Origin of the sequence: Enterobacter sp. Y17, from assembly GCF_019730495.1 — a bacterium.
Lineage (GTDB): Bacteria > Pseudomonadota > Gammaproteobacteria > Enterobacterales > Enterobacteriaceae > Enterobacter > Enterobacter asburiae_B.
Map to the genome: position 1 here is coordinate 75,477 of NZ_JAASKP010000008.1, position 26,185 is coordinate 101,661.

The 26,185-nt window shown below is 57.2% G+C and carries 20 protein-coding genes and 1 riboswitch; of the genes, 12 read left to right on the forward strand and 8 right to left on the reverse strand.

Going from position 1 to position 26,185, the window contains the following annotated elements:
* Positions 1–41 precede the first annotated feature (41 nt).
* Positions 42–359, reverse strand: a complete 318-nt coding sequence (metJ, locus tag HCH49_RS20945) for a met regulon transcriptional regulator MetJ (RefSeq protein WP_007369220.1) — start codon at positions 357–359, stop codon at positions 42–44.
* 276 nt (positions 360–635) lie between these two features.
* Between metJ and metB the strand changes: the two genes are divergently transcribed.
* The 4 genes from metB (at position 636) to katG (ending at position 7,673) form a co-directional block, all read left to right on the forward strand.
* The gene (gene metB, locus HCH49_RS20950; protein ID WP_033146933.1) at positions 636–1,796 is read left to right on the forward strand and encodes a cystathionine gamma-synthase; all 1,161 of its coding nucleotides are present in this window, start codon (positions 636–638) and stop codon (positions 1,794–1,796) included.
* Between the two features lie 2 nt (positions 1,797–1,798).
* Positions 1,799–4,231, forward strand: a complete 2,433-nt coding sequence (locus HCH49_RS20955; protein ID WP_221703306.1) for a bifunctional aspartate kinase/homoserine dehydrogenase II — start codon at positions 1,799–1,801, stop codon at positions 4,229–4,231.
* Between the two features lie 226 nt (positions 4,232–4,457).
* Positions 4,458–5,345, forward strand: a complete 888-nt coding sequence (gene metF / locus HCH49_RS20960; protein ID WP_167819374.1) for a methylenetetrahydrofolate reductase — start codon at positions 4,458–4,460, stop codon at positions 5,343–5,345.
* A gap of 147 nt (positions 5,346–5,492) precedes the next feature.
* Positions 5,493–7,673, forward strand: coding sequence for a catalase/peroxidase HPI (gene katG, locus HCH49_RS20965; RefSeq protein WP_033146930.1), 2,181 nt, complete (start codon positions 5,493–5,495; stop codon positions 7,671–7,673).
* An 83-nt stretch (positions 7,674–7,756) separates the two neighbouring features.
* Here katG and HCH49_RS20970 read toward each other — a convergent pair whose 3' ends face one another.
* The 5 genes from HCH49_RS20970 to argE all read right to left on the reverse strand — a co-directional run bounded on the left by HCH49_RS20970 (position 7,757) and on the right by argE (position 14,597).
* Positions 7,757–8,860, reverse strand: coding sequence for a glycerol dehydrogenase (locus tag HCH49_RS20970; RefSeq protein WP_008501794.1), 1,104 nt, complete (start codon positions 8,858–8,860; stop codon positions 7,757–7,759).
* A 12-nt stretch (positions 8,861–8,872) separates the two neighbouring features.
* Entirely contained in the window at positions 8,873–9,535 is a 663-nt protein-coding gene (gene fsa / locus HCH49_RS20975) for a fructose-6-phosphate aldolase (protein WP_033146928.1), read from the reverse strand.
* Positions 9,536–9,663: 128 nt separating this feature from the next.
* Positions 9,664–10,428, reverse strand: a complete 765-nt coding sequence (locus tag HCH49_RS20980) for a helix-turn-helix transcriptional regulator (RefSeq protein WP_033146927.1) — start codon at positions 10,426–10,428, stop codon at positions 9,664–9,666.
* 94 nt (positions 10,429–10,522) lie between these two features.
* Positions 10,523–13,174 carry a phosphoenolpyruvate carboxylase gene (gene ppc / locus HCH49_RS20985; RefSeq protein ID WP_023309665.1) on the reverse strand — a complete coding sequence of 884 codons (2,652 nt, stop codon included), beginning with the start codon at positions 13,172–13,174 and terminating at the stop codon, positions 10,523–10,525.
* A gap of 271 nt (positions 13,175–13,445) precedes the next feature.
* Positions 13,446–14,597 (reverse strand): acetylornithine deacetylase, encoded by a 1,152-nt coding sequence (gene argE / locus HCH49_RS20990; RefSeq protein WP_023309677.1) that lies wholly within the window; start codon positions 14,595–14,597, stop codon positions 13,446–13,448.
* An 88-nt stretch (positions 14,598–14,685) separates the two neighbouring features.
* Here argE and argC point away from each other — a divergent pair, with 88 nt between their 5' ends.
* From argC to oxyR, 4 genes are all read left to right on the forward strand, one after another.
* A complete protein-coding gene (argC, locus tag HCH49_RS20995; protein ID WP_069303420.1) occupies positions 14,686–15,690 on the forward strand; it encodes an N-acetyl-gamma-glutamyl-phosphate reductase in 1,005 nt (334 codons plus the stop codon).
* 6 nt (positions 15,691–15,696) lie between these two features.
* Positions 15,697–16,473 (forward strand): acetylglutamate kinase, encoded by a 777-nt coding sequence (argB, locus tag HCH49_RS21000; RefSeq protein ID WP_221703307.1) that lies wholly within the window; start codon positions 15,697–15,699, stop codon positions 16,471–16,473.
* A 103-nt stretch (positions 16,474–16,576) separates the two neighbouring features.
* Complete coding sequence (gene argH / locus HCH49_RS21005) at positions 16,577–17,950, forward strand: argininosuccinate lyase (protein ID WP_033146923.1); 1,374 nt, start codon at positions 16,577–16,579, stop codon at positions 17,948–17,950.
* A 336-nt stretch (positions 17,951–18,286) separates the two neighbouring features.
* Complete coding sequence (gene oxyR / locus HCH49_RS21010) at positions 18,287–19,204, forward strand: DNA-binding transcriptional regulator OxyR (protein ID WP_023309664.1); 918 nt, start codon at positions 18,287–18,289, stop codon at positions 19,202–19,204.
* On the opposite strand, the gene sthA is transcribed toward oxyR, so the two are convergent.
* A complete protein-coding gene (gene sthA / locus HCH49_RS21015; protein WP_008501785.1) occupies positions 19,187–20,587 on the reverse strand; it encodes a Si-specific NAD(P)(+) transhydrogenase in 1,401 nt (466 codons plus the stop codon). The two genes, oxyR and sthA, sit on opposite strands and share 18 nt — an antisense overlap.
* 196 nt (positions 20,588–20,783) lie before the next feature.
* Between sthA and fabR the strand changes: the two genes are divergently transcribed.
* Positions 20,784–21,422 carry an HTH-type transcriptional repressor FabR gene (gene fabR / locus HCH49_RS21020; RefSeq protein WP_008501784.1) on the forward strand — a complete coding sequence of 213 codons (639 nt, stop codon included), beginning with the start codon at positions 20,784–20,786 and terminating at the stop codon, positions 21,420–21,422.
* Between the two features lie 9 nt (positions 21,423–21,431).
* Positions 21,432–21,791, forward strand: coding sequence for a YijD family membrane protein (locus HCH49_RS21025; RefSeq protein ID WP_008501783.1), 360 nt, complete (start codon positions 21,432–21,434; stop codon positions 21,789–21,791).
* A gap of 79 nt (positions 21,792–21,870) precedes the next feature.
* On the opposite strand, the gene trmA is transcribed toward HCH49_RS21025, so the two are convergent.
* Complete coding sequence (trmA, locus tag HCH49_RS21030; RefSeq protein WP_221703308.1) at positions 21,871–22,971, reverse strand: tRNA (uridine(54)-C5)-methyltransferase TrmA; 1,101 nt, start codon at positions 22,969–22,971, stop codon at positions 21,871–21,873.
* 104 nt (positions 22,972–23,075) lie between these two features.
* Positions 23,076–23,252, forward strand: a riboswitch (cobalamin riboswitch).
* 65 nt (positions 23,253–23,317) lie between these two features.
* On the opposite strand from trmA, the gene btuB reads away from it, so the two are divergent.
* Positions 23,318–25,165, forward strand: coding sequence for a TonB-dependent vitamin B12 receptor BtuB (btuB, locus tag HCH49_RS21035; RefSeq protein WP_047059189.1), 1,848 nt, complete (start codon positions 23,318–23,320; stop codon positions 25,163–25,165).
* Positions 25,110–25,991, forward strand: coding sequence for a glutamate racemase (gene murI / locus HCH49_RS21040; RefSeq protein WP_221703309.1), 882 nt, complete (start codon positions 25,110–25,112; stop codon positions 25,989–25,991). The genes btuB and murI overlap by 56 nt, the downstream gene beginning before the upstream one ends.
* Positions 25,992–26,185: the final 194 nt, after the last annotated feature.

Here is a 26,185-nt window from a genome sequence, read left to right on the forward strand (position 1 = left end):
GAAAAAAAGGCACCGCAAGGTGCCTTTTTTGTATCCGCTTCTCAGTATTCCCACGTATCCGGGTCAATACCCAGTTCACGCATGATCACCTTCGCCTCTTCCGGGATTTCATCACTACGCTCTTTACGCAGATCTTCATCGTTCGGCAACGGTTGACCGGTAAACGCATGCAGAAACGCTTCGCACAGCAGTTCGCTGTTGGTCGCGTGGCGCAGGTTATTCACCTGACGACGCGTACGTTCATCGGTGAGGATCTTCAACACCTTCAGAGGAATGGAAACCGTAATTTTCTTTACTTGCTCACTCTTCTTACCGTGCTCAGCGTATGGGCTGATATATTCGCCGCTCCATTCAGCCATGAGATACCTTTAATCCTCTCAGTCATTTATTTAAAGGTGCAAAACCTGTAACCACCCGTTTTGAACCGCAATCTTGTCTAGTTTACCGTAGAGACGATACCGTGGCACGGATATTGCCGCTGCAGCGTGCACTAAAGCATATAATTTTAACGGCTATTTGCGCATTGCTCAATCTATACGCAAAGAAGTTTAGATGTCCAGATGTATTGACGTCCATACTTTCAGTGTTTACTCTGGTGCCTGACTTTTCACCTCATTCGCCAGGAAGCCCTCACCATGACGCGTAAACAGGCCACTATTGCAGTGCGTAGCGGATTAAATGATGACGAGCAGTACGGCTGCGTTGTCCCGCCGATTCATCTTTCCAGTACGTATAATTTCACCGGATTTAATGAACCCCGCGCGCATGATTATTCGCGTCGTGGCAACCCTACGCGTGACGTGACCCAGCGCGCGCTGGCCGAGCTGGAAGGTGGCGCAGGTGCAGTATTAACCAATACGGGGATGTCCGCTATTCACCTGGTGACCACGGTGTTCCTGAAACCGGGCGATCTGCTGGTCGCGCCGCACGACTGCTACGGCGGCAGCTATCGCCTGTTTGACAGCCTGGCGAAACGCGGCTGCTATCGCGTGCTGTTTGTCGATCAAAACGACGAACAGGCGCTGAAACAGGCCCTGGCAGAGAAGCCGAAGCTGGTTCTGGTGGAAAGTCCAAGCAATCCATTGTTGCGCGTTGTCGATATTGCGAAAATTTGTCAGCTCGCAAGGGATGCGGGAGCGATAAGTGTAGTGGATAATACGTTCCTCAGTCCGGCCCTTCAGAACCCACTCGCACTGGGTGCCGATCTGGTATTGCATTCATGCACTAAATATCTGAACGGCCATTCTGATGTGGTGGCGGGCGTGGTGATTGCCAAAGATCCCGACGTTGTCACCGAACTGGCATGGTGGGCCAATAATATTGGCGTCACCGCGGGAGCCTTCGACAGCTATCTGCTGTTGCGCGGCATCCGCACGCTGTCGCCGCGCATGGACGTGGCGCAGCGCAATGCCCAGGCGATTGTCGATTTCCTGAAAACCCAGCCGCTGGTGAAAAAGCTTTATCACCCGTCGCTGCCGGAAAATCAGGGGCACGAGATTGCCGCGCGTCAGCAGAAAGGGTTTGGCGCGATGTTAAGTTTTGAACTGGACGGTGACGAGCAAACGCTGCGTCGCTTCCTGAGCGGGCTGTCATTGTTTACGCTGGCGGAATCCTTAGGTGGGGTTGAAAGCTTGATCTCCCACGCCGCGACCATGACGCACGCAGGTATGGCACCGGAAGCTCGTGCCGCCGCCGGAATTTCTGAGACGCTGCTGCGTATCTCAACCGGCATTGAAGATTCTGAAGATTTAATTGCCGATCTGGAAAATGCCTTCCGGATCGCAGCCAAGGGGTAATCATGAGTGTGATAGCGCAGGCAGGGGCGAAGGGTCGTCAACTGCACAAGTTTGGTGGTAGTAGTCTTGCTGATGTGAAATGTTACCTGCGCGTTGCAGGGATCATGACGGAATATTCACAGCCGGGTGACATGATGGTTGTCTCGGCGGCGGGCAGCACCACCAACCAGTTGATTAGCTGGCTGAAACTGAGCCAGACCGATCGCCTTTCTGCGCATCAGGTGCAACAGTCCTTACGCCGTTACCAGAGCGAGCTGATTGCCGGCCTGCTGCCTGCGGACGTGGCGGACGGGCTGATCAGCGCCTTTACGCATGACCTTGAGCGTCTGGCTGCCCTGCTGGACAGCGGAATTACCGACGCGGTGTATGCCGAAGTGGTGGGCCACGGTGAAGTGTGGTCCGCGCGCCTGATGGCCGCCGTGCTGCAACACCTGGGTGTGGAAGCGGCCTGGCTCGACGCACGTGATTTCCTGCGTGCCGAACGCGCCGCGCAGCCGCAGGTGGATGAAGGGTTGTCCTACCCGCTGCTGCAACAGCTGCTGGTGCAGCACCCGGGCAAACGTATTGTCGTCACCGGCTTTATCAGCCGCAGCAACGCGGGCGAAACCGTGCTGCTGGGCCGTAACGGTTCGGACTACTCGGCAACGCAGATTGGTGCCCTGGCGGGCGTGTCCCGCGTCACCATCTGGAGCGACGTGGCCGGTGTGTACAGCGCGGACCCGCGTAAAGTAAAAGATGCCTGCCTGCTGCCGCTGCTGCGTCTCGACGAAGCCAGCGAGCTGGCGCGTCTGGCCGCGCCGGTACTGCACGCGCGCACGCTGCAGCCGGTTTCCGGCAGCGATATCGACCTCCAGCTGCGCTGCAGTTACACCCCGGATCAAGGCTCCACGCGCATTGAGCGCGTACTGGCGTCCGGTACCGGGGCGCGTATTGTCACCAGCCACGACGACATCTGCCTGATTGAGTTCCAGGTGCCTGCAGGCCAGGACTTCAAGCTGGCGCATAAAGATATCGACACGATCCTGAAACGCGCCCAGGTGCGTCCGCTGGCCGTTGGCGTGCATAACGATCGCCAGCTGCTGCAGTTCTGCTATACCGCGGAAGTGGCGGACAGCGCGCTGAAAATTCTGGATGAAGCGGGCCTGCCGGGCGAGCTTCGCCTGCGTCAGGGGCTGGCGCTGGTGGCGATGGTGGGCGCGGGCGTCACCCGTAACCCGCTGCATTGCCACCGCTTCTGGCAGCAGCTGAAAGGCCAGCCGGTGGAGTTCACCTGGCAGTCGGAGGAGGGCATCAGCCTGGTCGCCGTCCTGCGTAAAGGCCCAACCGAGAGCCTGATTCAGGGTCTGCACACCTCCCTGTTCCGCGCGGAAAAGCGCATCGGCCTGGTGCTGTTCGGGAAAGGCAACATCGGTTCCCGCTGGCTGGAACTGTTCGCCCGCGAACAGGTGACGCTCTCGGCGCGTACCGGATTCGAATTCATTCTCGCGGGCGTGGTGGACAGCCGCCGCAGCCTCCTGAACTACGAAGGGCTGGACGCCAGCCGCGCGCTTGCGTTCTTTAATGATGAAGCGGTTGAGCAGGATGAAGAGTCGCTGTTCCTCTGGATGCGCGCGCACCCGTATGACGATCTGGTGGTGCTGGACGTTACCGCCAGCGAACAGCTTGCGGATCAGTATCTGGATTTCGCCAGCCACGGTTTCCACGTCATCAGTGCGAACAAGCTGGCGGGGGCGAGCAGCACCGATAAATACCGCCAGATCCACGACGCGTTTGAAAAAACAGGGCGCCACTGGCTCTATAACGCCACCGTTGGGGCTGGCCTGCCGGTTAACCACACCGTGCGTGACCTGATTGAAAGCGGCGACAGCATTCTGGCGCTGAGCGGTATCTTCTCCGGCACGCTCTCCTGGCTTTTCCTGCAGTTTGACGGCACCGTACCGTTCACCGACCTGGTGGATCAGGCGTGGCAGCAGGGCTTAACCGAGCCCGATCCGCGCGTTGACCTTTCCGGAAAAGACGTGATGCGTAAGCTGGTGATCCTGGCGCGTGAAGCCGGTTACGACATCGAACCGGATTCCGTACGCGTCGAATCGCTGGTGCCTGTCGGCTGTGAAGAAGGTTCTGTGGATCATTTCTTTGAAAATGGTGAAGAGCTTAACGAGCAGATGGTACAGCGTCTGGAAGCGGCGAACGAGATGGGGCTGGTACTGCGCTATGTGGCGCGTTTCGAGGCCAACGGAAAAGCGCGAGTCGGCGTCGAGGCGGTGCGTCCTGAACATCCGCTGGCGGCGCTGCTGCCGTGCGATAACGTCTTCGCCATCGAAAGCCGCTGGTACCGCGATAACCCGCTGGTGATCCGCGGCCCTGGCGCGGGTCGCGATGTCACCGCTGGAGCCATTCAGTCCGACATCAACCGTCTGGCTAAGCTGCTGTAAATCCTGAATTTCCCTCTCCCTGTGGGAGAGGGTTAGGGTGAGGGCATCAGACCGCACTCACCCTCATCCTGAATTTCCCTCATATTCCCTGAGCAAACCTCACCGTTATTGTTGATTATTTATGTTGACGTCCCTCCGCTTTTCCGTCATTTTTACATCTGGACGTCTAAACGTATAGAAGTTCACAACACAACAAATAACGACATGCGATTGATAGAGGTAAGGTATGAGCTTTTTTCACGCCAACCAGCGGGAAGCACTGAATCAGAGCCTGGCCGAAGTAAACGGCCAGATTAACGTCTCTTTTGAATTTTTCCCGCCGCGCACCAGTGAAATGGAGCAAACTCTGTGGAGCTCTATCGATCGTCTCAGCAGCCTGAAGCCGAAGTTCGTCTCCGTGACTTACGGTGCTAACTCCGGCGAGCGTGACCGTACGCACAGCATCATTAAAGGCATCAAAGATCGTACCGGTCTGGAAGCGGCGCCGCATCTCACCTGTATCGACGCCACCCGCGACGAGCTGCGGGCCATCGCTCAGGATTACTGGAATAACGGCATTCGTCATATCGTCGCTCTGCGCGGTGACCTGCCGCCGGGCAGCGGTAAGCCGGACATGTATGCCGCCGATCTGGTCGCGCTGCTGAAAGACGTGGCCGACTTTGATATCTCCGTTGCCGCTTATCCTGAGGTGCATCCGGAAGCGAAAAGCGCCCAGGCCGATCTGCTGAACCTCAGGCGTAAAGTGGACGCCGGCGCGAACCGCGCCATTACCCAGTTCTTCTTTGATGTGGAAAGCTACCTGCGTTTCCGTGACCGCTGCGTCTCCGCGGGCATCGACGTTGAAATTATCCCGGGCATTCTGCCGGTCTCTAACTTCAAACAGGCGAAGAAGTTCGCCGATATGACCAATGTCCGCATTCCGCTGTGGATGTCCAAAATGTACGAAGGGCTGGACGACGACCCGGAAACCCGCAAGCTGGTGGGGGCGAATATCGCGATGGACATGGTGAAAATTTTAAGCCGTGAAGGGGTGAAAGATTTCCACTTCTATACGCTGAACCGTGCGGAGATGAGCTACGCCATTTGCCATACGCTGGGCGTTCGTCCGGCGTAATAAGCACAAAGCCCTCGTATTACGAGGGCTTTTTAGTTACGCGAATAGTTAAAAGGTATTAGCTATCGAATCTGTGGATTAATTCAACTATAACTTATTGCTAGTGGTGTATATCGTAACGGTAACACTGTAAAAGGGAGCATAGCGATGAGCACGTCAGACGAGACCAATAAAGCGGCATCGGTCGGCAAATGCCCGTTCCACCAGGGCGGAGTCGATCACAGCGCGGGGGCAGGTACAGGCAGCCGCGACTGGTGGCCAAAACAACTCCGCATCGATCTTCTTAACCAACATTCCAATCGTTCTAACCCGCTGGGTGAAGACTTCGACTACCGCAAAGAATTCAGCAAACTTGATTACTCCGCCCTTAAAGGCGACCTCAAAGCCCTTTTAACCGACTCTCAACCGTGGTGGCCTGCCGACTGGGGCAGCTATGCGGGCCTGTTTATCCGTATGGCCTGGCACGGCGCGGGTACCTATCGCTCCGTTGACGGGCGCGGTGGCGCAGGCCGCGGTCAACAGCGCTTTGCGCCGCTGAACTCCTGGCCGGATAACGTGAGCCTGGATAAGGCGCGCCGTCTGCTGTGGCCCATCAAGCAAAAATACGGACAAAAAATTTCCTGGGCCGACCTGTTTATCCTCGCGGGTAACGTGGCGCTGGAGAACTCCGGCTTCCGTACGTTTGGTTTCGGTGCCGGGCGTGAAGACGTCTGGGAACCAGACCTGGACGTGAACTGGGGTGATGAAAAAGCCTGGCTAACCCACCGTGACCCGGAGGCGCTGGCGAAGCGACCTCTCGCCGCCACCGAAATGGGCCTGATTTATGTGAACCCGGAAGGGCCAAACGCCAGCGGTGAACCTCTGTCTGCTGCGGCGGCCATTCGTGCCACCTTCGGCAACATGGGGATGAACGACGAAGAGACCGTTGCGCTGATCGCGGGCGGCCACACCCTCGGCAAAACCCACGGCGCGGGTGAAGCCACGCACGTCGGCACCGACCCGGAAGCCTCGCCGATTGAAGCGCAGGGCCTGGGCTGGGCCAGCACGCACGGCACGGGAATTGGCGCAGATGCCATTACCTCCGGTCTGGAAGTCATCTGGTCGCAAACCCCGACCCAGTGGAGCAACTACTTCTTCGAGAACCTGTTCAAATACGAATGGGTGCAGACCCGCAGCCCGGCGGGTGCGATTCAGTTTGAAGCCGTGGATGCGCCGGAAATCATGCCCGATCCGTTCGACCCGTCGAAAAAACGCAAACCTACCATGCTGGTCACCGACCTGACGCTGCGTTTTGATCCGGAATTCGAGAAAATTTCCCGCCGCTTCCTGAACGATCCGCAGGCCTTCAACGAAGCCTTCGCGCGCGCGTGGTACAAGCTGACCCACCGCGATATGGGGCCAAAATCGCGTTACCTTGGCCCGGAAGTGCCGAAAGAAGATCTGATCTGGCAGGACCCGCTGCCGCAGGCGGTGTTCAATCCGTCGAAAGAAGACATTGAAAGCCTGAAGGCGGAAATCGCTGCCTCTGGCCTCTCCGTGAGCGAACTGATTTCGGTTGCCTGGGCGTCAGCGTCGACCTTCCGCGGCGGCGACAAGCGCGGCGGCGCCAACGGCGCGCGTCTGGCGCTGGCTCCTCAGCGCGACTGGGATGTGAACGCCGCAGCGGTTCGCGCGTTGCCGGCTCTGGAAGCTATCCAGCGCACCACCAACAAAGCCTCTCTGGCGGATATCATCGTGCTGGCGGGCGTGGTGGGCGTTGAGCAGGCGGCGAAAGCGGCAGGCGTTTACGTCAACGTTCCGTTTACGCCAGGGCGCGTGGATGCGCGTCAGGATCAGACGGATATCGAGATGTTTAACCTGCTCGAACCGATTGCCGACGGCTTCCGCAACTACCGTGCGCAGGTGGATGTGTCCACCACTGAGTCACTGCTGATCGACAAAGCCCAGCAGCTGACGCTGACCGCGCCTGAGCTGACGGTGCTGATCGGTGGCCTGCGCGTGCTGGGTGCAAACTTTGATGGCAGCAAGAATGGCGTGTTTACCGACCGCGAGGGCGTGCTGAGCAACGATTTCTTCGTGAATCTGCTGGACATGAACACCCAGTGGAAGGCAACCGACGAATCTAATGAACTGTTTGCCGGAAGCGATCGCGCCAGCGGTGAAGTGAAATACACCGCCACCCGCGCCGATCTGGTCTTCGGTTCTAACGCCGTCCTGCGCGCGCTGGCAGAGGTTTATGCCAGCAGCGATGCCAGCGAGAAGTTCGTCCGCGACTTCGTTGCCGCATGGGCGAAGGTGATGGATCTGGACCGGTTTGACCTGCAGTAACCGTTGTGCCGGGTGGCGTTAACGCTTACCCGGCCTACGGGCAAAAAAATCCCCGCTGTTGCGGGGATTTTTATTCACGCTATTTACTCCCACTCCTGCAGGAACCGCTGCCCATACTGGTCGGCCACCAGCAGCGCCGCATACACCTGATCCGGCGTTACGCCGCCGGGCATGTTGTGGATAGTTTCCCCTTCGGCACAGGAGGCTTCCGCGATCAAACGCATTTTGGCCGGAATATCCTCTTTGATATTTAGCTGTGCCAGCGTGATCGGCAGCCCAACGCTGTGACAAAGCGCGGCGACGGTCTCTATTTCTTCTACCGGCGCGTTTTCCAGCACCAGCTGCGTGAGCGTGCCAAACGCCACTTTTTCGCCGTGATAGAAGTGGTGCGCGTCCGGTACCGCCGTCATACCGTTATGAATAGCGTGTGCTGCCGCCAGCCCGCCGCTTTCAAAGCCTACGCCGCTGAGATAGGTGTTGGCTTCGATAATGCGTTCCAGCGCCGGTGTAACCACATGCTGTTCCGCGGCCAGCATGGCTTTTTCACCCTCTTCAACCAGCGTGTTGTAGCACAGCTCGGCCAGCGCGAGTGCAGCCTGCGTACATTTGCCGCCCGCCATGGTGGTCGCGCCGCTGCGCGAGCAGGCGCGTGCTTCAAACCAGGTTGCCAGCGCATCGCCAATCCCGGCGGCCAGCAGGCGTGCCGGCGCGCCCGCGACCACTTTGGTATCGACGATTACCATGTTCGGGTTGTGCGGCAGCATCAGGTAGCGATCGAACTCACCGCTGTCGGTGTAAATGACCGAAAGGGCGCTGCACGGCGCATCGGTGGAGGCGATTGTCGGGGCAATAGCGACCGGCACGTCCATAAAATGGGCCAGCGCTTTAGCGGTATCCAGCGTTTTACCACCGCCGATACCCAGCACCGCCAGGCAGTCGGCGCTGTCTGCCAGCTTTTTCAGCCGATCGATTTCATTTTGCGAACATTCGCCGCCAAACGGCGCGATTTCGGCGTGCAGTTCGGCTTTTTTAAAACTCTGGCGCAGGGTCTCTTCGGCAAAACCCAGCACAAATTTATCGCCGACAACCAGCCAGCGATTGGCCAGGGGTTTCAGATAGTCGCCGAGACGGGTAAGCACATCAGCGCCCTGGATATATTTTCCCGGCGATTGAATGATACGGTCCATAACAGTTCTCCCTTAGAGGTTGAGGTTACCAAACGCGTTTTTCCAGTCCTGCTCGAACTTCTCTATGGCTGACTCTACCGCTGGCGTGCCGAGCATTTGTTGCGCTACGTCTAAGGGAAGCGTGATTGCCTCGCATCCCGCCAGCAGGCAGTCCAGCGCCTGCCGCGGCGTTTTGAAGCTGGCGGCCAGCACTTTGCTTTCCGGCGCGTGCAGTTCCAGCAGGGATTGCAGCTCCTGGACCATGCGAATGCCGTCACCGCCCTGCGCGTCAACGCGGTTTACGTACGGCGCGACATATTTCGCGCCTGCCAGCGCGGCGAGCAGGCCCTGTGCCGCGCTGTAAACGGCGGTCCCCAGCGTGGCTATCCCTTCTTTTTTCAACGCCTTAATCGCGATGAGCCCCTGAGCCGTCACCGGGATTTTCACCACGATGCCCGGGACGGCGTTACTCAGACGTTTGGCCTCTGCCACCATCCCTTCGGCATCGCGGCTCATGGTTTGAGCAAACAGCGTGCCTTCCGGCCCGATGGCTTTTTGCAGACGCGGCAGCACGTCCCAGATGGATTCACGGCTGGCGGCAACGATGCTCGGATTGGTAGTGACCCCCGCAATGGGGAAGACCCGCGCCAGGCGTTCAACTTCCGCCACGTTGGCGGTATCCAGGTACAGTTCCATTATTTTTCCTTAAGTCAGAAAGGTTGAATAAAGGATAAGACGCGGGCAGGCAGGGCGGATACAGGCCAATTTTGCCAAATACTGGACAAATGTAATGTCCTTAGCGAAGTGCGAGAGCGATCACAATGCTATTTTTTGGCGGTCAGCTCGCTATGATACTGGCGACGATATTCGGAAGGAGAGCGTTCGGTGTGCTTGCGAAAGAGACGGCAGAAGTAATTGCTGTCTGTAAACCCACAGCGTGCGGCGATATCTTTGATTTTAAGATCGTAGCCTTTGAGCAGCTGGCGCGCGTGTTCGAGTCGCGTTTGCGTCAGGTATTCGTTGAACCCCACGTTGCCAATCTTCTGAAAGAGGTGGGAAAGGTAGTTCGGCGAGACGTAGAACGCCTGCGCGACGGATTCACGGGTTAACGCCGAAGCGTGATGTTCTTCGATGAAGCGGCGAATGGCCTCAAACAGGGCGCGGCTGCGGCTGGCGGTGTGGATGTCGCTGCCAAGCAGATCCCGGCAGTGGCTGAGCAAGCTTAATACCACCAGTATCGCGGTCTCTTGCTCATCCGGCTGCATCTGTAATTCGGCTAGCGTCTGCAGAAGAAAAGCACCCGTTCGCGGACCGCGGCGGGCAACCTGGAGCTGCTGCACAAGCGTATTGTCATGCTGTAACTCGATAGTCAGCAGCTGCTTACCGAAATGCATGCTCAGGGCGTTAGACGATGGATGCGTTAAGTGTCCAAAGGATGAAAATATCGCCTCACAGGGGGCATCAAGGGTAATGACGAGGCAGGGAGATGTTCGGGAATGCTGTTCAGACAGCGCTGAGAAATGAATCTGACCCAGCGGTAGCGTGCGGTTTACCAGGTCTGCCAAAATTCGGGTGATATCGGAATGCATGAGAAGACTACCGAAATGTGCCGGGTGGCGCTAACGCTTACCCGGCCTACCAGTCACAGGTCCGGGCAAGCGCGGCGCCGCCGGGCATAGAGTATTAGCCGGTGTTACGCATTCCCGCAGCAACGCCCGCAATCGTCACCATCAGCGCCTGTTCAACGCGCGGATCCGGCTCTTTACCTTCTTCTTCCGCCAGACGCGAACGGTGCAGCAGCTCTGCCTGCAGGACGTTCAGCGGGTCGGTGTAGATGTTACGCAGCTGAATAGACTCGGCAATCCACGGCAGGTCCGCCATCAGATGTGAGTCGTTGGCGATGTCCAGTACCACTTTGATGTCGCCTTCCAGCAGTTCGCGCAGCTCTTTACCCAGCGCCCACAGCTCTGGTTTCACCAGACGCTGGTCGTAGTATTCCGCCAGCCACAGGTCAGCTTTCGAGAAGACCATCTCCAGCATGCCCAGACGGGTAGAGAAGAACGGCCAGTCGCGGCACATGGTTTCCAGTTCGTTCTGTTTACCGTCTTCCACCACTTTTTGCAGCGCGGCACCGGCACCCAGCCAGGCGGGCAGCATCAAACGGTTCTGCGTCCAGGCGAAGATCCACGGGATCGCGCGCAGAGACTCTACGCCACCGGTCGGGCGACGCTTCGCAGGACGTGAGCCCAGCGGCAGTTTACCCAGCTCCTGCTCAGGCGTTGCCGAGCGGAAGTAAGGAACGAAATCTTTGTTTTCACGCACGTAGCCGCGGTACAGATCGCAGGAGATATCAGACAGCTCGTCCATGATATGGCACCAGGATGCTTTCGGCTCCGGCGGTGGCAGCAGGTTTGCTTCCAGGATAGCGCTGGTGTAGAGCGACAGGCTGCTGATGGTCACTTCCGGCAGACCGTACTTGAAGCGGATCATCTCGCCCTGCTCGGTGACGCGCAGGCCGCCTTTCAGGCTTCCCGGCGGCTGTGAAAGCAGCGCTGCGTGTGCAGGTGCGCCGCCACGGCCAATCGAGCCACCGCGTCCGTGGAACAGGGTCAGCTCAATACCGGCTTTCTCGCAGGTTTTGATCAGTGCGTCCTGCGCCTGATACTGCGCCCAGGATGCCGCCATCACGCCCGCATCTTTCGCGGAGTCGGAATAGCCAATCATCACCATCTGTTTGCCCTGAATAAAGCCGCGGTACCAGTCGATATTCAGCAGCTGGGTCATGACGTCGTTGGCGTTGTTCAGGTCGTCGAGGGTCTCAAACAGCGGGGCGACCGGCAGGGCGTAGTCGATTCCCGCTTCTTTCAGCAGAAGGTGAACGCCCAGCACGTCGGACGGGGTCTTCGCCATGGAGATCACATAGGCGGCCACCGATCCTTTCGGTGCGTCCACGATCGCTTTACAGGTGTTGAGCACTTCGCGGGTTTCGTTGCTTGGCTCCCAGTTGCGCGGCAGCAGAGGGCGCTTCGAGTTCAGCTCGCGGATCAGGAAGGCCTGTTTGTCGGCTTCGGACCAGCTTTCATAGTCGCCGATGCCGAGATAGCGGGTCAGCTCGCCCAGCGCTTCGGTATGACGGGTACTTTCCTGACGTACGTCGATACGCACCAGCGGCACGCCGAAACACTTCACGCGGCGCAGGGTGTCGAGCAGTTCGCCGTTAGCGATGATGCCCATCCCGCAGGCCTGCAGTGATTTATAACAGGCATACAGCGGCTCCCAGAGCTGTTCGTTCTGGCTGAGCAGACCCTCTGGTTTTGGCAGGCGCTGACCTTTCAGACGCGCTTCCAGCCAGGCCTGAGTGGCCATCAGCTGACCACGCAGTTTCTTCATCAGGAAACGGTACGGCTCGCTGGCGCCTTCTTCTCCGGCCAGCGCGCGCAGTTCAGGCGTCGCTTCAACCATCGACAGCTCGGAGATCAGCACCTGAATGTCTTTCAGGAACAGGTCGGTCGCTTTCCAGCGGCTCAGCAGCAGGACGTGACGGGTGATTTCTGCGGTCACGTTCGGGTTGCCGTCGCGGTCGCCGCCCATCCAGGAGGTAAAGCGGACCGGAACGAAGTCGACCGGCAGGCGGTAGCCGAGGTTCTCTTCCAGCTGTTCGTTCAGCTCGCGCAGGTAGTTAGGCACCCCTTCCCACAGGCTGTTTTCCACCACCGCAAAGCCCCATTTGGCTTCGTCGACCGGGCTTGGACGATGCTTACGAATTTCATCGGTGTGCCAGGACTGGGCAATCAGCTGGCGCAGACGGCGCATCAGCTGGTTACGTTCGTAGTCGGCAATGTCTTTGTTATCCAACTGCTTCAGACAGTTGTTAACTTCCACCATTTTGTGGATCAGGGTGCGACGGGTAATTTCAGTGGGGTGTGCGGTCAGCACCAGCTCCAGCGAAAGCGATTCCACCGCTTTTTTGATGGTGGCTTCGTTGAGGTCTGGCTGGTCTTTCAGTTTACGCAGGGTGCGGGCAATGACTTCCGGGTTGCTTGCCGCTTCGCCGTTTGGCGAAATGCTGTGGTATTGCTCAGCGGTGTTAGCCAGGTTCAGGAACTGGCTGAATGCGCGTGCAACGGGCAGCAGCTCATCGTTAGAGAGGTTCTGCAAGGTGGTGAGCAGCTCCTGACGACTGGCCTCGTTACCGGCACGGGAAGATTTAGACAGCTTGCGGATGGTTTCAACGCGGTCGAGGATGTTCTCCCCCAACGCGTCTTTGATGGTATCTCCAAGCACTTTGCCGAGCATACTGACATTACTACGCAACGCGGAATATTGTTCGTTCATAAAAACCCAGTCACCCCATCATTTTTGTTTATGCCCAGGCGAAAATCATCTGGACATTATTTTGTCATCTCCCTTTATAAAGCCACGTAAAACCCCCGTCGTCAATTGCTGCGAAAACGGTTCAGCAAACGAATAAATGCGGGCAATTTACGAAATTTAATTCGCATTGCGTCAGATAAGAGATGCTTATGGGAATGTGACGGAGATCATGCGATTTGTTGGCCTCACCCTGACCCTCTCCCACTGGGAGAGGGGACTCTTCGGTGCGGTTTTAATGCCAGCAGAAGTGATGCACAACCTGGGTAATCAGTTCGCGGGTTGGCTTGATGAAGCGGGTTTCCAGATACTCATCCGGCTGGTGGGCCTGGTTGATGGAGCCGGGGCCCAGGACCAGCGTAGGGCAAAGCGTCTGAATAAACGGCGCTTCGGTGCAGTAGTTCACCACGTCGGTTTTCTCACCGAGCAGCTTTTCCACCACCTCAACCAGTTGATGATCCGGCGGGCATTCGTAACCCGGGATCGGCGGATGCAGTTCGGAGACCGTCAGGCGGCCCGGCCAGCGCTCGCTCACCGGAGCCAGCGCTTCATTCAGCAGGCCGTCGAGATCGCTCAGCGTCATGCCCGGCAGCGGGCGGATGTCCATATGCAGTTCGCAGCAGGCGCAGATACGGTTGGAGGCATCGCCGCCATGCAGGCTGCCGAGGTTCAGCGTCGGATACGGCACGGTGAACGCGTCGTAGTGGTAGCGCTCTTTCAGATCGTCGCGCAGGGTCATGATGCGGCCGATGGCGTCATGCATCAGCTCGATGGCGTTCACGCCGCGCGCCGGGTCGCTGGAGTGGCCGGACTGACCCAGCACGCGCACGGCCGTAGAGATATGGCCTTTGTGCGCGCGAATCGGCTGCAGAGACGTCGGCTCGCCGATGATCGCGCAATCCGGGCGAATCGACGTGTTTTCAGAGAAGTAGCGCGCGCCCGCCATGCTGGTTTCTTCGTCGGCGGTCGCCAGAATGTAGAGCGGTTTTTTCAGCTTCGTCACGTCCACGTCACGCAGCGCGTCGAGGATAAAGGCGAAGAAGCCTTTCATGTCGGCGGTGCCCAGGCCATAGAGCTTGTTGTCGTGCTCGGTCAGGGTGAACGGATCGCGCGTCCAGCGGCCATCGTCAAACGGCACGGTGTCGGTATGGCCGGCCAGCAGCAGGCCGCCCGCACCGGTTCCGGTGCTGGCGAGCAGGTTAAATTTGTGGCGTGTTCCGGGAACGGGCTGAACCTCAACGTTAAACCCAAGATCGCTAAACCAACCCGCCAGCAGATTGATTAAAGACTCATTGCTCTGATCCAGCGCTTCTTCCGTTGCGCTGATGGACGGAGTGGCAATCAGGGCGCGGTAGATCTCGATAAATGGCGGTAAGTTCATTTTCATTGTTGACACACCTTAGGTCGTGATAGTATCAATATTCATGCAATAAATGTGAATAAAAATACATTAACGTTGAGCATAAAGGAACCCGATGTTGAATACGCTGATTGTAGGCGCTAGCGGTTATGCGGGCGCAGAGCTTGTAAGCTACGTGAATCGCCATCCACATATGACCATAACCGCTTTGACCGTGTCAGCGCAAAGCAATGATGCAGGAAAGTTAATTTCCGATTTGCATCCGCAGCTTAAGGGTCTTGTCGATCTGCCGCTGCAGCCCATGTCTGACATCAGCGAGTTTACCGACGGCGTCGACGTGGTGTTTTTAGCCACCGCGCACGAGGTCAGCCACGACCTGGCGCCGCAGTTCCTGGCGGCTGGCTGCGTGGTCTTCGACCTTTCCGGCGCGTTCCGCGTGAACGACGGTGCGTTTTACGAAAAATATTACGGCTTCACCCATCAGCATCCGGAACTGCTGGAAAAAGCGGTGTACGGACTGGCGGAGTGGAGCACAGATAAACTGAAAGAAGCGGACCTGATTGCCGTTCCGGGCTGCTACCCGACGGCGGCGCAGCTTTCCCTGAAGCCGCTGATCGACGCAGGCCTGCTGGATCTGAGCCAGTGGCCGGTGATCAACGCCACCAGCGGCGTGAGCGGAGCAGGGCGCAAGGCCGCTATTTCCAACAGCTTCTGCGAAGTGAGCCTTCAGCCGTATGGCGTGTTTAATCACCGTCATCACCCTGAAATCACGACGCATCTGGGCGCGGACGTCATTTTCACGCCGCATCTGGGCAGCTTCCCGCGCGGGATCCTCGAAACCATTACCTGCCGCCTGAAGCCGGGCGTGACCAAAGAGCAGGTGAACGAGGCCTTCACGCAGGCGTATGCGGATAAACCGCTGGTGCGCCTGTACGATAAAGGCGTGCCGGCGCTGAAAAACGTGGTCGGCCTGCCGTTCTGCGACATCGGCTTTGCCGTGCAGGGCGAGCATCTGATTGTGGTCGCCGCGGAAGATAACTTACTCAAAGGCGCTGCCGCACAGGCAATGCAGTGTGCAAATATTCGTTTCGGTTTCCCGGAAACGCAGGCTCTTATTTAAGGTGTGATGATGAACCCATTAATTATCAAACTCGGTGGTGTACTGCTGGACAGCGAAGAAGCACTGGAGCGTCTGTTTACCGCGCTGGTGAACTATCGCGAATCACACCAGCGTCCGCTGGTGATTGTGCACGGCGGCGGCTGCGTGGTGGATGAGCTGATGAAAGGGCTCAACCTGCCGGTGAAAAAGAAGAACGGCCTGCGCGTCACGCCTGCTGACCAGATTGACATCATTACCGGTGCGCTGGCGGGTACGGCGAACAAAACGCTGCTGGCGTGGGCGAAGAAACACCACATCGCGTCCGTCGGCCTCTATCTGGGCGATGGCGATAGCGTAAAAGTGACCCAGCTCGACGAAGAGCTCGGCCACGTTGGACTGGCGCAGCCGGGTTCACCTAAGCTGATTAACACGCTGCTGGAAGGGGGGTTCCTGCCGGTGGTGAGCTCTATCGGCGTGACCGAAGAGGGCGAGCTGATGAACGTCAACGCTGACCAGGCGGCGACGGCACTGGCGGCAACGCTGGGTGCAGATCTGATCCTGCTCTCCGACGTGAGCGGCATTCTGGACGGCAAAGGCCAGCGCATTGCGGAAATGACGGCTGAGAAAGCCGAGCAGCTGATTGCCCAGGGCATTATTACCGACGGCATGATCGTCAAAGTGAACGCCGCGCTGGAAGCCGCACGCACGCTGGGCCGCCCGGTGGATATCGCCTCCTGGCGTCACGCGGAACAACTGCCGGCGCTGTTTAACGGCACGCCGATTGGCACGCGTATTCTGGCGTAATCGATTTAATGCCCGGCGGCGCTCTGCTTGCCGGGCCTACAAGACCGTAGGCCGGGTAAGCGAAGCGCCACCCGGCAGAACTAACGAATAAAGGAAGCATGTTATGGCACTTTGGGGTGGGCGTTTTACACAGGCAGCGGATCAGCGGTTCAAACAGTTCAACGACTCTTTGCGCTTCGACTACCGCCTGGCCGAACAGGATATTGTCGGCTCTGTGGCCTGGTCCAGGGCGCTGGTGACGGTGGGCGTACTGACCGCCGACGAACAATTACAGCTGGAAGAAGCGCTGAACAATCTGCTGGAAGAGGTGCGTCTTAACCCGCAGCAGATCCTCGAAAGCGATGCTGAAGATATTCACAGCTGGGTGGAAGGCAAACTTATCGACAAAGTCGGCCAGCTGGGTAAAAAGCTGCATACCGGCCGCAGTCGTAACGACCAGGTCGCCACCGATCTGAAGCTGTGGTGCAAAGATACCGTTGGCGAACTGCTGGCGGCTAACCGCCAGCTGCAGAGTGCGCTGGTGGAGACCGCGCAGAACAACCAGGACGCGGTGATGCCGGGTTATACCCACCTGCAGCGCGCCCAACCGGTGACCTTCGCGCACTGGTGTCTGGCCTACGTCGAGATGCTGGCGCGTGACGAAAGCCGTCTGCAGGATACCCTGAAGCGTCTGGACGTCAGCCCGCTGGGCAGCGGCGCGCTGGCCGGTACGGCGTATGAAATCGACCGTGAGCAGCTGGCAGGCTGGCTGGGCTTTGCTTCCGCCACCCGTAACAGCCTGGACAGCGTGTCCGACCGCGACCACGTGCTGGAGCTGCTCTCCAATGCGTCTATCGGAATGGTGCATCTGTCGCGCTTTGCCGAAGACCTGATCTTCTTTAACTCTGGCGAAGCGGGCTTCGTCGAGCTCTCCGACCGCGTGACCTCAGGCTCCTCCCTGATGCCGCAGAAGAAAAACCCGGACGCGCTGGAGCTGATCCGCGGCAAATGTGGCCGCGTGCAGGGCGCGCTGACCGGCATGATGATGACCCTGAAAGGGCTGCCGCTGGCGTATAACAAAGACATGCAGGAAGACAAAGAAGGGCTGTTCGACGCGCTCGACACTTGGCTGGACTGTCTGCATATGGGCGCCCTGGTGCTGGACGGCATTCAGGTGAAACGTCCGCGCTGCCAGGAAGCGGCGCAGCAGGGCTATGCGAACTCTACCGAACTGGCGGATTATCTGGTGGCGAAAGGCGTACCTTTCCGTGAAGCGCACCACATTGTGGGTGAAGCGGTGGTGGAAGCCATTCGTCAGGGTAAACCACTGGAAGATCTGGCGCTGGCAGACCTGCAGAAGTTCAGCGCGGTTATCGGGGATGATGTGTATCCGATCCTTGCGCTGCAGTCTTGTCTGGATAAACGTGCCGCGAAAGGCGGCGTGTCGCCGAAGCAGGTGGCGCAGGCGATAGCGGATGCGAAAAACCGGTTGGTTTGATTTGGTTTGAACAGTGCGGGCTGGTGCCCTCACCCCGGCCCTCTCCCACGGGGAGAGGGAGCAAACACTAAAAATGGCAACTTCGGTTGCCATTTTGCTTTTATCCCCGGGCTCTTTTACGCAAAAAAAAGCGGACCACGGGGTCCGCAAAAGTTCACGTTGGCTTTAGTTGTTCGAGTTTTGAGAGAAACTCGCTGACGGTGCGGGGACGTCAAGGGTCAAACACGTGCCGCCTCGTCTATGTGGTGTATTATTCAACAGAATGCTTGATAGGGATAATCGTTCGTTGCTATGCTATCTATCGCCATGAACTATCGTGGCGACGGAGGATGAATAATGAATATTCGTGATCTTGAATACCTGGTAGCGTTAGCCGAGCATCGTCACTTTCGCCGCGCGGCAGATTCCTGCCACGTCAGCCAGCCCACGCTGAGCGGTCAGATCCGCAAGCTGGAAGACGAGCTAGGCGTGATGCTGCTGGAGCGCACCAGTCGTAAGGTTCTGTTCACACAGGCAGGTCTGCTGCTGGTGGATCAGGCGCGCACCGTGCTGCGCGAGGTCAAAGTGCTCAAGGAAATGGCAAGCCAGCAGGGGGAGGCGATGTCCGGCCCGCTGCATATCGGCCTGATCCCAACCGTTGGCCCGTACCTGTTGCCGCACATCATTCCGATGCTGCACCAGACGTTCCCGAAACTCGAAATGTACCTGCATGAAGCGCAAACCCATCAGCTGCTGGCGCAGTTAGACAGCGGCAAGCTCGACTGCGCCATTCTGGCGCTGGTGAAAGAGAGTGAAGCCTTTATTGAAGTGCCGCTGTTCGATGAGCCGATGATGCTGGCGATCTATGAAGATCACCCGTGGGCGAACCGCGATCGCGTACCGATGGCCGATCTGGCCGGTGAAAAGCTGCTGATGCTGGAAGATGGCCACTGCCTGCGCGATCAGGCGATGGGCTTCTGCTTCGAAGCGGGTGCGGATGAGGATACCCATTTCCGCGCAACCAGCCTGGAAACGCTGCGTAATATGGTCGCGGCGGGAAGCGGTATTACGCTGTTGCCTGCGCTGGCCGTGCCACGCGAGCGTAAGCGTGATGGCGTGGTTTATCTGCCGTGCATTAAGCCGGAGCCGCGTCGCACTATCGGCCTGGTGTATCGTCCGGGTTCACCGCTGCGCAGCCGCTATGAGCAGCTGGCAGAGGCCATCCGTGGTTCGATGGATGGCCATTTTGACAGCGCGTTAAAACAGGCGGTTTAAGCCGTTCAGCGCAGCTACCCGATAGGCTTCCGCCATGGTCGGGTAGTTAAAGGTGGTGTTAACGAAGTACTCAATGGTGTTACCACCGCCTTTCTGCTCCATTATCGCCTGGCCGATATGAATGATTTCCGCCGCGCGTTCACCAAAGCAGTGAATGCCGAGGATCTCTTTCGTTTCGCGATGGAACAGGATCTTCAGCGTTCCCACGCTCATCCCCACGATTTGCGCCCGCGCCAGATGTTTAAATTGTGCGCGACCCACCTCGTAAGGCACCTTCATTGACGTCAGCTGCTGCTCGGTTTTCCCGACTGAACTGATTTCCGGGATGGTATAGATACCCGTCGGAATATCTTCGATCAGGTGCGCCGTCGCTTCGCCTTTTACCAGCGCCTGTGCGGCGATGCGTCCCTGGTCGTAAGCGGCTGAGGCCAGGCTTGGGTAGCCAATCACGTCGCCGACCGCGTAAACGTGCGGCAGGGCGGTCTGATACATGCTGTTGACCTTCAGCTGACCGCGGCTGTCGGTTTCAAGCCCGATATTTTCCAGCTGCAGTGAATCGGTGTTGCCTGTACGACCGTTGGCGTACAGCAGGCAGTCTGCTTTCAGCTTCTTACCGGACTTCAGGTGCATGATCACCCCGTCGTCACAGCCTTCGATCTTCTCGTACTCTTCGTTGTGGCGAATCACCACGCCGCTGTTCCAGAAGTGGTAGGAGAGAGAGTCCGACATCTCCTGATCGAGGAACGCCAGCAGGCGGTCACGGGTGTTGATCAGGTCAACTTTGACGTCCATTCCGCGGAAGATCGACGCATATTCGCAACCAATGACCCCTGCGCCATAGATAATGACGTGGCGAGGCTCATGGTGCAGGCTCAGAATCGAGTCGCTGTCGTAGACGCGCGGATGCGAGAAGTCCACGTCGGCCGGATGGTAAGGGCGTGAGCCGCAGGCGATCACAAATTTTTCAGCCGTGATGGTTTCAACCGAACCGTCGTGGCATTCGAGTGCCAGGGTGTGTTCATCCACAAAATGCGCGTTGCCCTGCAAAATTTCACAGTGGTTACGCTCATAAAATCCCTGACGCATGCGTGTCTGCTGGTTAATAACGGTATCCGCGTGATTCAGGATGTCAGCAAAGGATGAACGAAGAAGTCGGGAGTGGTCGCTGTAAAGAGGGTTCTGGTTAAATTCGATAATGCGGCTAACGGCGTGGCGGAGGGCTTTCGAAGGGATGGTGCCCCAGTGGGTGCAACCGCCGCCGACATTATGGTAGCGCTCGATGACCGCTACTCTGGCTCCCTGTTTCACCAGACCCATAGCAGCACCTTCGCCGCCGGGGCCGGAACCAATAACTATTGCGTCGTAATCGTAGGAATGTGGCATGGTAAGGCTTACCTGTTCTTATACATAAAAGCAACAGAATCATAACATCATTGCCAGAGTAACCCAATTATCGTTGTGCTTTTTTCGGGCAGTGGAGCACAAACCGCACGTAAACAATCATTCACAAAGCCAGGCAAACAGATTAATTTTATTCTCTGGTATAGTGCCATCAGGCCTTTGGAAGGATTCAACTATCGTGATGGGCGTAAGAGCACAACAAAAAGAGAAAACCCGGCGTTCGCTGGTGGAAGCCGCATTCAGTCAACTGAGTGCTGAGCGGAGTTTTGCCAGTTTGAGCCTGCGCGAAGTCGCACGCGAGGCCGGGATTGCGCCAACGTCCTTCTATCGTCATTTCCGTGATGTGGATGAACTGGGCCTGACCATGGTCGACGAGAGCGGTCTGATGCTGCGCCAGCTGATGCGGCAGGCGCGTCAGCGTATCGCCAAAGGGGGTAGCGTGATCCGCACCTCCGTATCGACCTTTATGGAATTTATCGGCAATAACCCCAACGCGTTTCGTCTGCTTCTGCGCGAGCGTTCGGGCACATCGGCGGCGTTTCGTGCCGCCGTCGCGCGTGAAATTCAGCACTTCATCGCGGAACTTGCCGACTATCTTGAACTCGAAAACCATATGCCGCGTGCGTTTACTGAAGCACAGGCCGAGGCGATGGTGACGATTGTTTTCAGCGCGGGTGCCGAAGCGCTGGATGTCAGCATTGAACAACGCAAGCAGCTCGAAGAGCGGCTGGTATTGCAGCTCAGGATGATCTCCAAAGGCGCGTACTACTGGTATCGCCGTGAACAAGAGAAACTGGCACATCAAACCGAAGAGTGAAGGTGAGTAATGAAACAGTCAGGTCAGGATAAAGGGACGCTGTTGCTGGCATTGATCGCTGGCTTATCCATTAATGGTACGTTTGCCGCTATTTTTAGCTCAATTGTTCCATTTTCGATTTTCCCGCTTATTGCGCTGGTGCTGACGGTTTACTGCCTGCATCAACGTTACCTGAACCGCACCATGCCGGTGGGGTTACCGGGGCTGGCCGCTGCCTGCTTTATTCTGGGCGTATTGCTGTATAGCACGGTGGTTCGCGCGGAGTATCCGGATATCGGCTCTAACTTCTTCCCTGCGGTACTGTCTGTGGCGCTGGTGTTCTGGATTGGCTCGCGCATGCGTAGCCGTAAGAGCCAGTTACCGGAGTAATGAATTATTTGTAGGGCAGGTAAGCGAAGCGCCACCTGCCAAAAACGCCGGATGGCGCTACGCTTATCCGGCCTACAGATCACCGTGCGGTAAGTAAAACGCCGCACTCCATATGGTGCGTATACGGGAACTGATCGAACAGCGCCAGACGTTCAATCTTGTGCGTCTGGCCTAATGTTTCGAGGTTCTTGCACAGCGTCTCCGGGTTGCAGGAGATGTACAAAATACGCGGGTACGCCTGCACCATCTTCTCGGTTTCGCTGTCCAGGCCACTGCGCGGCGGGTCGACAAAAATCGTCTCACACTGGTAGCTTTTCAAATCGATCCCTTCCAGGCGGTTAAACTGGCGTACGCCGTTCATGGCCTGCGTGAACTCTTCCGCGGCCATACGAACGATCTGCACGTTATCGATATGGTTAGCGGCGATGTTGTACTGCGCGGCAGCCACCGACGGCTTGGCGATTTCCGTTGCCAGAACGCGATCGAAATTACGCGCCAGCGCCAGCGAGAAGTTGCCGTTACCGCAGTAGAGCTCAAGCAGATCGCCCGTTGACCCTTCCGTCGCCTTCAGCGCCCACTCCAGCATCTGCACGTTCATCGCAGCGTTTGGCTGGGTGAAGCTGTTCTCGACCTGACGATACACCATCTCTTTACCTGCCACCGGCAGGCGCTCGTCGATGTAGTCCTGATCCAGCATGATTTTGGTTTTTGTCGCGCGGCCAATCAGGTGAACGTTGATGTTCTGCGCGCGCAGCGCATCGCGCAGCGCTTCTGCCTGCTCGCGCCACTCGTCATTGAGCGCTTTGTGGTACAGCAGGGAGACAATCGCCTGATTGCTTTGCGTGGTCAGGTAGTCAATCTGGAACAGCTTGTTACGCAGTACCGGATTGTTGCGCACGCCGTCCATCATCAGCGTCATCAACTGGTTAATGAGCTCGCTCGCCGCCGGAAAGCTGTCCACGCGAATACGGGATTTCGTCTGCTGATCGAAAATGATGTGGTACAGGTCGTCACCGTCGTGCCAGATGCGGAACTCGGCGCGCATGCGGTAATGGCTGACGGGAGAGCGGAACACCTCGGGAACGGGCGCGTTGAAAGGCGTCATCATACTTTGCAGGCGGACGACTTTCTCTGCCAGCTGCGCGTCGTACTGTTCTGTCGGGAGGTGTTCTGGGGTCATGATGCGTCCTGAATGATAAAGAATTACGCGGGGATTGTAGGCATTGTTCAGGGGATGTCCAGATTTAATGGGCAATAGCTGTCTGGACATCCATACGTGTCTAATTGTAGCATTCTGTTTCCGGTCTCCTGAGAGTGAAAAGGGAATCCAGTGTAAATCTGGAGCTGACGCGCAGCGGTAAAGTCTGGCGGGATGAGCGTTGTAGACACTGTGAAAATGGGAAGTCTTCATCCTTATATAGCCACCTAGCCCGAAGACCTGCCGGGATCACGTCGCATTTGGTTTCATCATCGCGTGCTATCGATGAGGCCTGCGGCATCCTTCTTATATTGTGGATGCTTTAACAATGATTAAAAAAGTATCGCTGTTGACGGCGTTGTCCGTCACGGCATTTTCGGGCTGGGCGCAGGATAGCGCCGACTCGTTGGTGGTGACGGCAAATCGTTTTGAACAACCTGAAAAAACTATTCTGGCTGCAACCTCCGTTGTTACGCGTGCCGATATTGACCGTTGGCAATCAACCTCAGTCCTTGATGTTATGCGTCGCCTGCCCGGCGTGGATACGGCGCAAAATGGCGGGATGGGGCAACTCTCTTCTCTCTTTATACGTGGCACCAACTCCAGCCATGTCCTGATCCTTGTTGATGGGATCCGCCTTAACCAGGCGGGCGTTACGGGGTCGTCCGATCTCAGCCAGTTCCCGATCTCCCTGGTGCAGCGTATCGAATATGTTCGTGGACCGCGTTCGGCAGTATACGGCTCGGACGCGATCGGCGGAGTCGTAAACATTATTACCACTCGCGCGAAGGACGGTACCACGCTGAATGCAGGTGTAGGGTCGCATGGTTACCAGAATTATGGCGGCAGTACTCAGCAAACATTGGGCGACAGCACGCGCGTCACGCTTGCGGGTGATTACACCTATACCAAAGGGTTTGATGTGGTTGCGGACGGCAACAATGGTGGCCTTGCCCAGACCGATCGCGACGGCTTTATGAATAAAACGCTCTATGGTGCAGTGGATCACGCATTCTCGGAGCAGTGGAGCGGATTTGTTCGCGGCTTTGGCTACAGCAACCGTACTGCCTACGACGGTTACTACAGTTCATTTACCCCTGACGTACTGGTCGATACCCGCCAGCTCTATAGTCAGACCTGGGATGCAGGATTGCGCTTCAATGATGACATCTTCCATTCACAGCTGCTCACCAGCTATAGCCACAGCAAGGACTATAACTACGACCCAAATTTGGGCCGCTACGATTCGACAGCCACCCTGGATGAAATCAAACAGTACAACGTCCAGTGGCTGAACTCCGTTGATGTTGGCCATGGAAACATTGGCGCGGGCGTTGACTGGCAGAAGCAGAGCACCGAGCCGGGTACAAACTACGTAACCAACGGCTACGACCTGCGTAACACCGGCGTTTACCTGACCGGGTTGCAGCAGTTTGGTGACTTCACTCTGGAAGGAGCGGTTCGCAGCGATGACAACTCTCAGTTCGGTCGCCATGGCACCTGGCAAAGTAGTGCGGCCTGGGAGTTCGTGGAGGGTTACCGCTTCGTTGCTTCTTATGGTACGGCCTATAAGGCACCGAATCTGGGTCAACTCTATGGTTTCTATGGCAATGACCATCTTGATCCCGAAGAGAGCAAGCAGTGGGAAGGTGCGTTTGAAGGCCTGACGGCGGGCGTGAGCTGGCGCGTCTCCGGCTACCGTAATGACGTCGATAATCTCATCGACTTCGATAATAACCTTCAGCAATATTACAACGTCGGTAAAGCGCGCATTAAAGGTGTGGAAGCGACAGCATCGTTTGATACGGGTCCGTTGACGCATACTGTTGGCTACGATTATGTGGATGCCCGCAATGCCGCAACCAACGAACTTCTGGACCGTCGTGCTAAACAGCAGGTGAAATATCAGCTCGACACGCAGATCTATGATTTCGACTGGAGCCTGACTTATCACTATCTCGGTACGCGTTACGACACTGACTTTGGTGCTTATCCGTCTGAGAAAGTAAAAATGGGCGGTGTCAGCCTGTGGGATGTCGCAGTTTCGTATCCTGTCACCTCACATCTCACAGTTCGTGGTAAAATAGCCAACCTGTTCGATAAAGATTACGAGACAGTTTATGGCTACCAAACTGCAGGACGGGAATACACCTTGTCTGGCAGCTACACCTTCTAATCCGCGTCCCACCGTGCTGGTGTTTGATTCCGGCGTCGGTGGGCTTTCGGTCTATGATGAGATTCGGCATCTCCTGCCGGATCTCCATTACATCTACGCCTTCGATAACGTCGCTTTCCCGTATGGGGAAAAGAGCGAAGATTTTATTGTTGAGCGTGTGGTTGAAATCGTCACCGCGGTACAAAAGCGCTATCCCCTTGCGCTGGCCGTCATCGCCTGTAATACGGCGAGCACCGTTTCTCTTCCCGCCCTGCGTGAAAAATTCCAGTTCCCGGTTGTGGGCGTCGTTCCTGCAATAAAGCCAGCCGCGCGCCTGACGGCGAACGGCATTGTGGGTCTGCTGGCAACGCGAGGCACGGTAAAGCGTCCTTATACCCGCGAGCTGATCGACCGTTTTGCCAACGAATGCCAGATTGCGATGCTGGGTTCGGCTGAGCTGGTGGAGATGGCTGAAGCGAAGCTGCATGGAAAGGCGGTATCACTCGACGAGCTGCGTCGTATTCTTCGTCCGTGGCTGCGGATGCCAGAGCCTCCGGATACCGTTGTGCTGGGCTGTACTCACTTCCCGCTATTACAGGAAGAGTTATTAGAGGTATTGCCGGAGGGGACGCGCCTGGTGGATTCCGGTGCGGCTATCGCCCGTCGTACGGCCTGGCTGCTGGAGCATGAAGCGCCGGATGCGAAATCTACCGATGCGAATATCGCGTTTTGTATGGCCATCACGAAAGAGACTGAGCAACTTTTACCCGTTTTACGCCGTTATGGCTTTGAAACGCTCGAAAAACTGGCGCTGCAGCACGGTTTTGAGCAAAAAAGAGACGGTTGAAAGTTTTTTTTAAAAGAGGGGTTGTCAACGTCTGAGAACTCCCTATAATGCGCCTCCACTGACACGGAACAACGGCTTACAGGCCGCCGGGTTAGTGGGGTTCAGAGATGAACGTCGGCAGAGAAAAGCGAAATTAATCACTTGACTCTGAAGCGGGAAAGCGTAATATGCACACCCCGCGCCGCTGCGAAAAG

What these genes read in the sequence shown, in the direction of transcription:
- metJ (WP_007369220.1), bottom strand. Translation starts at nt 359, where the DNA reads ATGGCTGAATGGAGCGGCGAATATATCAGCCCATACGCTGAGCACGGT.
- murI (WP_221703309.1), top strand. Translation starts at nt 25,110, where the DNA reads ATGGCTACCAAACTGCAGGACGGGAATACACCTTGTCTGGCAGCTACA.
- argB (WP_221703307.1), top strand. Translation starts at nt 15,697, where the DNA reads ATGATGAACCCATTAATTATCAAACTCGGTGGTGTACTGCTGGACAGC.
- HCH49_RS20980 (WP_033146927.1), bottom strand. Translation starts at nt 10,428, where the DNA reads ATGCATTCCGATATCACCCGAATTTTGGCAGACCTGGTAAACCGCACG.
- argE (WP_023309677.1), bottom strand. Translation starts at nt 14,597, where the DNA reads ATGAAAATGAACTTACCGCCATTTATCGAGATCTACCGCGCCCTGATT.
- trmA (WP_221703308.1), bottom strand. Translation starts at nt 22,971, where the DNA reads ATGACCCCAGAACACCTCCCGACAGAACAGTACGACGCGCAGCTGGCA.
- metB (WP_033146933.1), top strand. Translation starts at nt 636, where the DNA reads ATGACGCGTAAACAGGCCACTATTGCAGTGCGTAGCGGATTAAATGAT.
- ppc (WP_023309665.1), bottom strand. Translation starts at nt 13,174, where the DNA reads ATGAACGAACAATATTCCGCGTTGCGTAGTAATGTCAGTATGCTCGGC.
- HCH49_RS20970 (WP_008501794.1), bottom strand. Translation starts at nt 8,860, where the DNA reads ATGGACCGTATCATTCAATCGCCGGGAAAATATATCCAGGGCGCTGAT.
- metF (WP_167819374.1), top strand. Translation starts at nt 4,458, where the DNA reads ATGAGCTTTTTTCACGCCAACCAGCGGGAAGCACTGAATCAGAGCCTG.
- sthA (WP_008501785.1), bottom strand. Translation starts at nt 20,587, where the DNA reads ATGCCACATTCCTACGATTACGACGCAATAGTTATTGGTTCCGGCCCC.
- oxyR (WP_023309664.1), top strand. Translation starts at nt 18,287, where the DNA reads ATGAATATTCGTGATCTTGAATACCTGGTAGCGTTAGCCGAGCATCGT.
- argC (WP_069303420.1), top strand. Translation starts at nt 14,686, where the DNA reads ATGTTGAATACGCTGATTGTAGGCGCTAGCGGTTATGCGGGCGCAGAG.
- argH (WP_033146923.1), top strand. Translation starts at nt 16,577, where the DNA reads ATGGCACTTTGGGGTGGGCGTTTTACACAGGCAGCGGATCAGCGGTTC.
- fsa (WP_033146928.1), bottom strand. Translation starts at nt 9,535, where the DNA reads ATGGAACTGTACCTGGATACCGCCAACGTGGCGGAAGTTGAACGCCTG.
- HCH49_RS20955 (WP_221703306.1), top strand. Translation starts at nt 1,799, where the DNA reads ATGAGTGTGATAGCGCAGGCAGGGGCGAAGGGTCGTCAACTGCACAAG.
- katG (WP_033146930.1), top strand. Translation starts at nt 5,493, where the DNA reads ATGAGCACGTCAGACGAGACCAATAAAGCGGCATCGGTCGGCAAATGC.
- btuB (WP_047059189.1), top strand. Translation starts at nt 23,318, where the DNA reads ATGATTAAAAAAGTATCGCTGTTGACGGCGTTGTCCGTCACGGCATTT.
- HCH49_RS21025 (WP_008501783.1), top strand. Translation starts at nt 21,432, where the DNA reads ATGAAACAGTCAGGTCAGGATAAAGGGACGCTGTTGCTGGCATTGATC.